Annotated in this window: 13 protein-coding genes and 1 pseudogene; 7 read left to right on the top strand and 7 right to left on the bottom strand. The window is 57.9% G+C overall.

Annotated elements, in window-relative coordinates; translation table 11 throughout:
• Positions 1-531, top strand: a 531-nt coding sequence (locus B2V90_RS19950; RefSeq protein ID WP_293922942.1) for a DUF6998 domain-containing protein, incomplete at its 5' end; no start/stop codon positions are given.
• 3 nt (positions 532-534) lie between these two features.
• Complete coding sequence (locus tag B2V90_RS19945; protein WP_349681226.1) at positions 535-1119, top strand: SOS response-associated peptidase family protein; 585 nt, start codon at positions 535-537, stop codon at positions 1117-1119.
• Positions 1120-1123: 4 nt separating this feature from the next.
• Here B2V90_RS19945 and B2V90_RS19940 read toward each other — a convergent pair whose 3' ends face one another.
• The 3 genes from B2V90_RS19940 to B2V90_RS19930 form a co-directional block, all read right to left on the bottom strand.
• Positions 1124-2038, bottom strand: coding sequence for a PDZ domain-containing protein (locus B2V90_RS19940; RefSeq protein ID WP_293922941.1), 915 nt, complete (start codon positions 2036-2038; stop codon positions 1124-1126).
• 107 nt (positions 2039-2145) lie between these two features.
• On the bottom strand, positions 2146-2319 hold the full coding sequence (locus B2V90_RS19935) for a hypothetical protein (protein ID WP_293922940.1): 174 nt from the start codon (positions 2317-2319) through the stop codon (positions 2146-2148).
• The gene (locus tag B2V90_RS19930; protein ID WP_293922939.1) at positions 2316-3002 is read right to left on the bottom strand and encodes a hypothetical protein; all 687 of its coding nucleotides are present in this window, start codon (positions 3000-3002) and stop codon (positions 2316-2318) included. Before B2V90_RS19930 ends, B2V90_RS19935 begins: the two co-directional genes overlap by 4 nt.
• Positions 3003-3584: 582 nt before the next feature.
• Here B2V90_RS19930 and B2V90_RS19925 point away from each other — a divergent pair.
• From B2V90_RS19925 to B2V90_RS19905, 5 genes are all read left to right on the top strand, one after another.
• Entirely contained in the window at positions 3585-5246 is a 1662-nt protein-coding gene (locus B2V90_RS19925; protein ID WP_293922938.1) for a hypothetical protein, read from the top strand.
• Between the two features lie 55 nt (positions 5247-5301).
• Positions 5302-6549, top strand: a complete 1248-nt coding sequence (locus B2V90_RS19920; protein ID WP_293922937.1) for a hypothetical protein — start codon at positions 5302-5304, stop codon at positions 6547-6549.
• A gap of 177 nt (positions 6550-6726) precedes the next feature.
• On the top strand, positions 6727-7017 hold the full coding sequence (locus B2V90_RS19915; protein ID WP_293922936.1) for a hypothetical protein: 291 nt from the start codon (positions 6727-6729) through the stop codon (positions 7015-7017).
• Positions 7018-7253: 236 nt separating this feature from the next.
• The gene (locus B2V90_RS19910; RefSeq protein WP_293922935.1) at positions 7254-7574 is read left to right on the top strand and encodes a hypothetical protein; all 321 of its coding nucleotides are present in this window, start codon (positions 7254-7256) and stop codon (positions 7572-7574) included.
• Positions 7571-8677, top strand: a complete 1107-nt coding sequence (locus B2V90_RS19905; RefSeq protein WP_293922934.1) for a hypothetical protein — start codon at positions 7571-7573, stop codon at positions 8675-8677. Before B2V90_RS19910 ends, B2V90_RS19905 begins: the two co-directional genes overlap by 4 nt.
• 18 nt (positions 8678-8695) lie before the next feature.
• Here B2V90_RS19905 and B2V90_RS19900 read toward each other — a convergent pair whose 3' ends face one another.
• The 4 genes and pseudogenes from B2V90_RS19900 to B2V90_RS19885 all read right to left on the bottom strand — a co-directional run.
• Positions 8696-8908, bottom strand: coding sequence for a DUF5818 domain-containing protein (locus B2V90_RS19900; RefSeq protein ID WP_293922933.1), 213 nt, complete (start codon positions 8906-8908; stop codon positions 8696-8698).
• An 18-nt stretch (positions 8909-8926) separates the two neighbouring features.
• Entirely contained in the window at positions 8927-9100 is a 174-nt protein-coding gene (locus B2V90_RS19895) for a hypothetical protein (protein ID WP_293922931.1), read from the bottom strand.
• The gene (locus tag B2V90_RS19890) at positions 9100-9291 is read right to left on the bottom strand and encodes a hypothetical protein (protein WP_293922929.1); all 192 of its coding nucleotides are present in this window, start codon (positions 9289-9291) and stop codon (positions 9100-9102) included. The genes B2V90_RS19895 and B2V90_RS19890 overlap by 1 nt, the downstream gene beginning before the upstream one ends.
• Positions 9292-9308: 17 nt before the next feature.
• Positions 9309-10315: pseudogene (locus B2V90_RS19885) on the bottom strand (hypothetical protein); the annotation flags it as partial.

Below are 10315 nucleotides of genomic sequence, written 5' to 3'. Positions count from 1 at the left end.
GCCCGAGGCCGTACGCTTACGCATAGATACGGTTTTATGATGGATAAATTCTCGCTCCCAACCGCGATTGCAGATTTGCTCGCCGCACGAAATGCGCTGCGCTCATATTATGGCGATATTCTAAGGAAGCAGGGTAGCCAAGTCGACCTTCGCTTCACCTTAGATGGTAATCTGGTTGGCGACATCGGCGAGGCATTGGCGGCGGAGTTGTTCGGTGTGCGCCTCGTGGAAACCGAATCTACCGAGGGGATAGATGGGCACGCTCCGGATGGCCGAACTGTCCAAGTGAAAGCTACCGGCACAAAAGCCGGGCCAGCGTTTCGGCAGACGAAAACACGAGCTGACCACCTGCTATTTTTCTGCTTGGATTTCGAGAACGGGACAGGCGAAGTTGCCTACAACGGACCCGAAGAGAACGTCACGCGCTATCTGCCAGAGACATTCTCAAAGCAGCGTTGCGTGAGTCGACCTCGCATCCGGGTCGCGAACGAGGGCGTTGCCGATACGGAACGGTTGCCGAGGATCGATTAGGCGATGTGCAATCACTATCGGAACAACCCTGAAATGCTCTCTAGTTGGCGGGAGTATATCGGCTGGGACATTCGACAGCCGAACGCCGAGTTCGCGACCGATGTTTACCCCAAGCGCGCTGGGATGATCGTCCGCAAGGATGATGGGGTGGTCCGATCCGATGTGATGGCGTGGGGCGTCCCTACGATGGTCAAGGGCGCGACCAAGATGCTGGAGAAGCGCGTCACCAACGTCAGGAACCTCTCAAGCAATTTCTGGAAGTCCATGCTCGCCAATCCGGCACAGCGGTGCCTTGTTCCGTTCTCCACTTTTGCCGAGCCGAAGATAGGGCAGGGGCGTGAGGAATGGTGGTTTAGCGTCGTGGACCAGCCTCTTGCGGCATTTGCCGGCATTTGGCGGCAAAGCGAATATGGGCCGGTTTATGCCTTTCTGACATGCGAGCCGAACGAACTGGTCGCGCCACTCCACCCCAAGGCCATGCCGGTAATCCTTAATCCAGCGCAATATGACGAGTGGCTATCCACTGATTATGCTGGTGCCTGTGCCATGGCGCAGCCATTTTCTTCAAGCAAGATGATGGTCCAGTAGCGGCTCATCGCGCCAGCAATTTGGCTTTCTGGTCATCGAACTCAGCCTGAGTAATCAGCCCATCGGTTTTTAGCTTCGCCAATTTAGATAGCTCATCGGCGATGGATATGGGCTGCGTATTAGTGACGGCTACGGCTACGGGCGCAGCGGCTTGTGCCACTACGGTTTCCTCATAGGTAGGCCGGAATGCGCGGTTCATCGTCAGCTTGATCGCCTTCCCTCCGCGAAGCAATTCGATAGGGTAGGTGGGATTTTTTGCCGCCTTGGCCGTCGCATCCAGAATATCGTCGCCTCCTTTCAAGCGTTTCTGCGCTATGGACGTCACGATATCACCAACTTGAATTCCGGCCGCTGCTGCCGCTGATCCATCCTGAATGGAAGTTACACGCATTTGGGTAGCCTTACCCAGCGTGACGGGTTCGAAACCGACGCCCAATACAGCATGATTTGGAAATGTCGTTCCCTTTGGCAACTTCCCCCCTGCGGCGGCGAGGAAATTCATTGCGCTGTTGTGGAATTCAGGCCCGGCAAAATCGGTGCGGCGCATTTGACCAAACGCCATTTGCAGTTCCATCCAGCCGGAGGCTTGAACCCGAGAGATACCCGAGACGGTAGAAACCATGTATTTGAAAAATCGCCGGGGCGGAGTGGAGTAGCTGTTGCCCATCAGGAGTGTGCCCATTAGCGACTGGCCGAAGTTCATTGGGGCTTCGCAAACAACCTCGGTCCCTGTGGATGACGTGACGCTCCATCCTGCATCGATACATTTTGCGGAGAGCTTTCCCACTACCTCGGCAGATTGCTCGCCAAAAAGCATTTCAGTTGCGCCAGACGGCGTGACGGCGAAGTATTCATCCGCGAACGCTGGTGCAGAGCAAGCAAGCGAAGCCGCAATCAGGCCCTTCAGTATTCTGTTCATTGCTGTTCAATTCCCCCTGCCGCGTTTCCCCAAATGCGGCGTCGGCTATGTCGCATGAAATCGACTCGCCAGCAATGTCCATTGCCTGCATGATGACTTATATTTCATCACCTTGGATCAGGCCTAAGGGCTTCAATCGCAATCTCGAGTAACGCCAGCGCCTCAATGATTCTGCGGGCTAAAGGACAGCGCAAGTCGGCACTGAGAAGCGCGGCGGCATCGGCCTCCATAATGGTCCTGGCTTCGTCGGCGGGGATCGGTGTCGCGGTTAGTTCGATCATAAGGCACCGCCATTCTCGAATACGAACAGGCCGCTGTCGTGAAATGCGTTAGGCAGTTGCTGGGCCGGGACCGCATCAAGCTGTAGGGCGCGGGCATCAGTCCATGTGCCGCGATGCTCTTCGATAAACTCGGCAGGGTCTAAAAACTCGCGGTCGAGGTCATTGAGGACGACCTTGGGCGTCGAGCATACACCGACGAATGGTGCAAACAGGAAGGTGGATGAAAAGTCACCCCGCGTGTGATCGCCGATGCCAAGCTGCTCTGACAGCAGGGCGGCGATGCGCGTGTAGTCCCTCGGACTGGTGATCGGCTTTGCGAGGGGGAATGCGATGACGAGGCGTTCTTCGGGGCGCTTGGTGTTGATCTCGTCTTGAGCGTGAATGACGTAATGGACGTAGGGGCATTCATCGAGCGCAGCCATGAGGGCGGCGCGGCAGGCATACGGATATTCTAGCATGATCGCTGTCATTTCCTGGATGTCGGCCTTGAGGTGATTCCGTTTGTATCGTGCGAAGGACCAGTAGAAGCCGCCGTGCATGGCTTGGTGTTTGATCTCTTCGGCTATCGCGTGACCCATGCTTTCGAGCGTGTCGCTGTAGACGGCTGCGGTATAGCTATGTTTGACGAGCGCCCTTCTCGTTCTCAGCTTGAATAGGCTGATGGTCAGCGTTGGGTTGTCCATTCCGATCTCTCCAATCAATTGGCAGTGTGTCTGCTATCATTGGTAGTTATCAGGTTTCGGTAGAATCGAGCTGTTATGGCATAAGTGCGTAAGTGCAAGCATGATCTAGAGTTTAGATCGTGGTGACGGTTACGGCAGGACAAGAGTTATAAAATCGTGTTTGTAAAAAATGTCAGAACTATCAAATTAGATGTTGACATTGTTATCTTGTGCGGTAGAAATCAGCCCATCGAGATCATCCGCAAGCGTCATTGTCGGATGGGCCTGTCCCCTTAAAGAGGCACCAAGGTGCTTTTGCTTTCGGGGTAATCAGTCCGGGGCTTTCAGCCATCACCCGATTGGTTGCCTGCGCTGGTAGCGCAACGGTAGCACGCTGGACACGAAACGGAAGTTCCACTCGCGCGGTGGAATGGAAGGGCCGCCAGAGCAACAAGACTGGCACGTTAACTTCGGTGCGTGTCCCTGCTGGCAACCCGCCTCGGTCGGAACCTGAAAAACCAACGCTCAGGCGTGGTGGGTTCCGTATGTCCAGTCTTGCGATCTCCCCACAGCGTCTGCGCGTTTGCCACGAAAGGGCAAACCGTGACCAATTCTCTCGATCTCGGCACCGCCGACACTTCCATTCATGCCTTGAGCAGCAGTGCGCTTTCTGACCAGCAAGCGATTGCCCGCGATATGGTAGCCTTGTTCACCGACGAGCATAGCGCTCGCGAACGTCGCGGCCTCATCACGCTCCGTGTCTGGAAATTCCTTGCCACGAACGGCATCGCCAACGTGAAGCGCCATGCCGAGGACAGCGGTTACGCATCCAATTCGGCCAACTCCCTCCATATCCCTGTTCAGTTCGCGCTTGGCATCAACATCACGCTCAGCGGAACTGCGGCTGAAAAGAAGGATCGCACCAACAAAGTAGCGCCCTTCATGAAGTCTGTGGACTACATGAACCGGGTCAAGGACGAGCATAACTTCGCGGCCATGTCGGACGCCGATTTCCTCAAGCTCTATCTGGGGCAATTCGGGCAGCAGGCCGGTATGGCTGCCAAGCTGGCTGCGCTCGTCCGACCCGCGCCAGAAGAGGCCATAGAGCCTGAGGCTATCAGCATCATCAGCAGTGCGCTTGAGAGCGCCAGCACGGTGAAGGTCAAGGGAGCCGCCATCCCCAGCATCCTTCCCAGCGCATCCATGCTCTGTGTCGCCCATTTTGACGGCACGAATACCATCTTCCTCCCATGCCCCAACGCCGCCCCTGCGGTTGTCGCAGAGATGACCGAGTATCGTTCGACGGGCATGGAGGATGCTTCGTCCACTGCGCTGTTCTGGCATCAGGCAATGACCGTCGCGCCGGCCATCATTCCCGACATTGAGCGCAGCAGCGAGCCAAAGCGGGCGCTGGCACCGGACGACAAGCTGAACCCGTCCACCGAGGTTCTTGCGGCCTATGCGGTTTACCTGCTCAACGGCAGCACCTTGTCGGTCGCTAACGCCCGCATGGACGATACCCGCGTCCTCACTATCGAGCCGAATGGTGACGTGGACACGAAGGCGAACAGCCGCCTGCCTCGCTTCATGGACAAGAAGACCCGCAACACGATGCTCGAACGTCTGGCCAAGCCAGCCCTCTGCGCGGGATATGGTGGCAAGGATGGTATTTCGTCCGTTAGCAATGACGACCGTATCCGCGTGAAGTTCGCCCATAAGAGCAAGTCTGCGCTCAACGGGCAGTTGGCTTTCCCAAAGCTGACCGAGTTCGGCAAAAACTGGACGCATAAGGTCAGCAAGGCGTTCAAGCCTGCCGCCACGGCATCACTCGGCGCTGAATCTCTTGCCAAGCTGAAGGCTGACCATCTGGCGGTGCTGGTGAAGAAGCAGGCCAAGGAGCGGCAGGTTGCGGTGACGATCTCCGACGGCACGTTCGGCATCAAGCATGGTGACGGACAAACCGTTTCGCTGGCTGCCGACACGACTGGGAAGGTCGAGGTGCGGGTGATGTCGAGCGACTTGTTGGCTTCGCTGCCCACGTTGCTCTCACTGGAGGGCGACCTGTCGGTGGAGGTCGATCCAGAAGGCATGTTGGCGCTGGCTGTTATGACGGCGGTCGCGACCTTCCGCGTTCATATCCAGACGCTGGAAAAGGGCCGGGATACGCGAAGCCGTAAGCTGCTGGAACGTGTGCAGGCACTTCCCAAGCTGGTGAAGGATGCTCCTGTCACCAACGCAGCGCCTGCCGACGCCTTGGCCGCCTGATCCTGCTGTCCCGCGAAGGTTCTGCCGTCGCGGGGCACCATCCCGGAGCATCATCATGAATATCGACTATCGTGCGCGCCAGCAGGGCCGCGCCATCTATCTCATCGCGGGTCAAAAAGCGACCCACACCATGCCGCTCAAGACTACGTCGCAGGTGCGCGCCGGAAATCTACCGGCCTGTATATCGACCCCGGCTGATCTGGATTTTCTCGATCCCGCGAACCCGTTCTTTGTCACCGATCGGGCACTGTTGAGCTACGGCCAGTTCATCGGCGGCAGCACCCCCAAGGGCATCTTCCAGCATACTCGGCCTGGCGTGACGATCCTTGGCGATAGCGGCGGCTTCCAGCTCATCAGCAATGCCTCGCTCTGGCAGGGCAACGCCACCCGCGCTCAAGCCCTCGCGTGGCTGGAGGCGAATACCAACGAAGCGATGACGCTCGACATTCCCACCATGGCCATCGCGAAGGGCAATCCCCTTTTCCCGACATTCGGTGACTGCCTGAACACGACGCTCGCCAACAATGCCTTCTTCCAGCGGCATCGCACCGGGCAGACGCGGTTCTTGTCGGTCGCGCAGGGGCGGGATCGCAAGGAGGCAATCGCATGGCTCACTGCCATCATGGCCCATCCATTCGATGGCTGGGCGGTGGGTGGCGACATGCGGGACAATTACGTCTGGCTGGTCGAACTGCTCGTCCGCCTTCGCGCTGCTGGCCTCATGGGCGACCGCAATCGGCTTCACGTTCTAGGGTGTAGCACGCTCACCCATGCCGTCATGCTGTCGGCGATCCAGAAGTCCTTTCGCGAACTGCCGGGGGAGGCCGGTTTCCAGATCACCTTCGACACGTCCAACCCTTCACAGCAGATGGCGTTCGGAAGGCTTGTCGGACGGCCGCGTATAACCAAGGATCGCGGCACCGTGCCCGGTGACTTTGTGATGACGAGCTTCCAGACGCCAACCCACACGGATCATTCGCCGTCTGATCCGCGAAGCCTGCCCATCAAAAGCAGTCGGATCAGCGAGCGCCTTACCATCGGCGAACTCTGCGCCCATCCCAACCCGGGAAAGAGCAGTGCGTGGGATACCCTCGCCGAAGCTATCATCGTCCATCACAATCTCGATGCGACGTTGGCGGCAATTGATGAGGCCAATTCCATCTTGGAGATGCCGAGCGTTTTCGCCCAGCAGATCGCGCCGACGCGGATTATCCGCGCCTACGAGGTGCTGCGCTCGATTTTCCAACAGCCGGATCCCGTGAGCTACGCCCGTAGCTACGCCAAGTTGTTCCTCACCTTGTGAGGCGCACAGATACTCAGGATCGCGGCGTATCCATTGGCGCAACTCGATCCTGAGTAGGGGCCATAGGATCGGGAAGGCAAGCGTTCACGCCCGCCCGGCCTACGGCTCCACCCCCAGCAGCCACCGTCATCAAACCACAGATCGAACCCAACGGTGGCGTTCGAGAAGGAGACACGTATGTCGTATAAAGTAGAGTTTCACGTGACCTGGATGGAGCATTGGCCGGGTCTGAGCGGAGAGGAAGTCGACCAATTGGTGCCTGACGACTACGAACTCGATGAGCATATCGAGAAGTGGTTCAAGGATAAGGGTATCGAACCTGACATCGAATTTCGCAGCGTTGATGTTCAGTTGGTGTGCCACGACTACTCGGCATATCTGGTTCACGTATCTGCTCTGTTTGAACATGAGGCGGACGCTCTCGAATTCGAGCAGACCTTTCCTAAGGTAACAGACAGCTACGGCTAAGATGCTAAGAGGGGGCGTGGGCACTGCTACCAATGCCATGATAGCTGGTTCACGACTCCAAAGCACCAGATCAATAATGCGATAAATGAGCCAAGAGCATAAATACATATACGAGCACAGGGGCTGGAACTGCTGCGCTCGCAGCGGTTACCCCTGAGCATTCTTAGATAGATGACCTTGGCCCGCTTTCGCAACTCCAGCCCGCGAAAGCGGGTCATCCTATCTAAGGTCAAACAATGAATAATAATCAGTCTTCCGATAAGCATCACCGCAGAAGCCATTTCGATCAGTGGATCGATGGTCTTTACCAGTATGACCCTCTAGCGAGCGGACGTGACGGCTTTGCTGTCATTGATTGCGAATATGGCTCTGACGAACACAATCGGATCGTCGACTACATTCGCACCCACTACTGCCCTGGAATGGTCACCATGTTTCGCGTGGAATATCGGGGTTATCGCAAGCGCGAGTGGACAAGTGGTCCAGTGCGGTTCGAATTCGAGCATCGCGGCGTCGCTGCCCTCGCCCTCCTTCACTCGGTTGGGGGTGCGGCATGAGCAGCAAGGCACCCAAATGGTTCGACCTCATCAACGGCATTCTGGCGACCATCGGAACGGGAGAGTTTAAGCCTCTGGACGACCAGAAAACCTACCACGTCATGCGAAGGGTGATCGACGGCCTGATGTCCGCCAAAGGCATCGACGGCAGTGTCCTCCATGGCTTCATCACCAATATCCGCGCCCGCATCGGTCCTCGCGACTTTACCGTAGAGGGGCCAGTTTACCTGACCCGAAACCAGCAGACCCATGCGAGGGCCAAAGGCTGGAATCAGCTACCAAGTCTGGATCACTTGAGGAAGCGTCAGGGCACCACAGATGATTCCGCGATACGGATGGAATGCGGATTGGATGCGGATCGCTCGCGGATGGAAAACGACCTCGTTGAAGCCTATCCGCTGCTCATCCGCATCCTATCCGCGAGCGATCCGCAGGCGATCCGCGAGCGATCCGCGAAAATGCCCCGCAAACTCGCAGAAGAGCTGGAGTTTTGGTGGCTCAATGAAATGAAAAGAAATGAAATGAATCATGAGCCTGACATGATTGCTGCTTCGCCGCAGTTTCCTGATGAAGCCAGGACTCCATGGGTTATCTCGCCAGATGTCCATGACGGCACTGAGCCTCCTCCCATGCCAGAACATGAAGGAGAGAAGGTGGTTCAGTCGAAGGGAACGGGCGGCACCCGCGCCCAAGTGAGCATCTGGATCAAGGAGACCAAGGGCAAGATGACCGCGACGGGCAATCTCGACGTGGGAAGCGACAAGTTCCGATTGGTCTTCGGTGATTATGATTGGACCATGGAGCGGCTGATGGGCGATGGCTTCGACAACGACGCATACCGGAAGATGCTGAACGACGAGGTGTATCCGGCTTATCGTTCAGCGCAGGGGGTTCGAGACCACGCGGGCATGTTCCAGATGAGCGCAGTTTACGGCCATGAAGACAGCTATGCGCGCAAGGCACCTGTCGCGTCTGAAATGTGCGTTGCGTTGGAGTGGTCCCCGGACGGCCAACTTATCGGCGCGGTCATCATCGAGGGTCATGGCGCGCGCCATGCTGAACTGAGGAAATATCCAAACGGCTTGTATAAGGGGACATTCTGATCGCCGGGAAGCCGGGGATCAGATGGCCTCCAGCTTCTGGACGTCAAGCAGGTCGAATGCGCTTCTTACGCCCTGAACACGGACCCGCCTACCGACCAGCTTGCGCGATTTCCGCCAGAGCCAGAATCCTACGTCCAGACGCCAGCGACCGCCTTCATCACGGCGAAGAATAAGCTGACCATCTTGCTCGTTGAGCCAGCCGGTTTCGTCGTGGATCGAACCCATTGGCATCGTTGGCGCTTCTGTTCCCTAATCGCGGCTGGCTTTCGTCCACTTGTAGAATTTATAGCTGCCCTCCACAATTCGCATCCCGGTCCAGATGACGGTTAGGACGAGCGCGATGGAAGGCAGAACATCCATGGTCGCGCCGATCACGACGCTCAGGCTGACCGCATCACCGGCATTCTTGATGTCGTCCACCATTACAAGCCGCCCGCTACGGCTTCAGCTACCGCCAGCACGAGGGTGGCAGCACCAGCGGACAGGCCGATACGGACCAGCATTTTGATCGCAACGGCAATGGCCGCGCTTCTGATACCGGGCGCATTCCAGATGATGCTGCCCCATTTTCTGAGATTCTGAACGACCTTCGCATTCACGGCGACCACCCCCATTTTGTTATTGCTGGCCCTTAGACAGCCGGGCCAGTGAGCTTGAAGCAGTCCACCGTCATGGACGCTTGCGTCGGATCGGTTGTGCTGATGTTGAACCCGACGCCGATCCTGTCGGGCCTCGCGCCGAAGGCATCGCCGATTGCGGTTGCGCCGACTTGGAGCCAGTTCTTGCCGCAATGGCTGACATAGAATGTCAGGGTCGATCCCACGCAGGCGGCGCGGTAGAAATCGGGCTGAGATTTGAACGCCTGAGCGGTGATCGAGCCGCCATATCCGCCCGTCATGCCAGTGAATTTAATGATGCCGAACGGCTGATACTCATTCATCTGGCCGCAGATGATGTGCCGGTTCGTGGTGCTGTCCATGACCATCAGGCCGCCCTTGCGATAGTCGGAATCATTCATGATGATCGGGGCGCGGATCACGATGTCCCAATCCAGAGCCTTGTTCGTCAGCGTCCTGTAGGCGACGCGGCTGATGTCGCCGGTTGCGCTCGCGCCGCTCTTCACAAGCAGGCCAGCATCGGCGTCATCGGTTAAAGAAAGCTGGACGGCGTTGCCGCTCTGGAGCGTGAAGCTGCTGGCCAACGGCGCGTCGAAATACCACGGCTTGCCGGTGCCGCCGCCTGTGGGAATGAAGGCTTCCCAGATGGACCCGTTGCTCATCGACAGCTTGAGTGTGCCGTCCTCGAACAGAAAATCGGCAACGTCCGTGCCAGCGGGACCGGGTGTGCCCGGTGCGCCTGCGGGGCCGGTCGCGCCAGTGTCACCCTTATCTCCCTTGTCGCCTTTCTGACCCGGTGCCCCGGTATCGCCTTTGGGGCCAGCCGGTCCCGCATCACCAGTATCGCCCTTTGGTCCGGCCGGACCCGCTACGGTCGAAGCTGCGCCAGTGGTCCCCGTAAGACCGATTGGACCTTGCGCGCCAGTATCGCCCTTTGGTCCCGGCGATCCAGTGTCACCCTTGTCGCCCTTCGCGCCTTGCGGGCCGCGTTCCCCTTGTGGGCCAGCGGGGCCAGGAACAG

The organism is Sphingobium sp. UBA5915 (assembly GCF_002431195.1).
Classification (GTDB): domain Bacteria; phylum Pseudomonadota; class Alphaproteobacteria; order Sphingomonadales; family Sphingomonadaceae; genus Sphingobium; species Sphingobium soli.
This window is presented reverse-complemented; position numbering and strand designations above follow the sequence as displayed.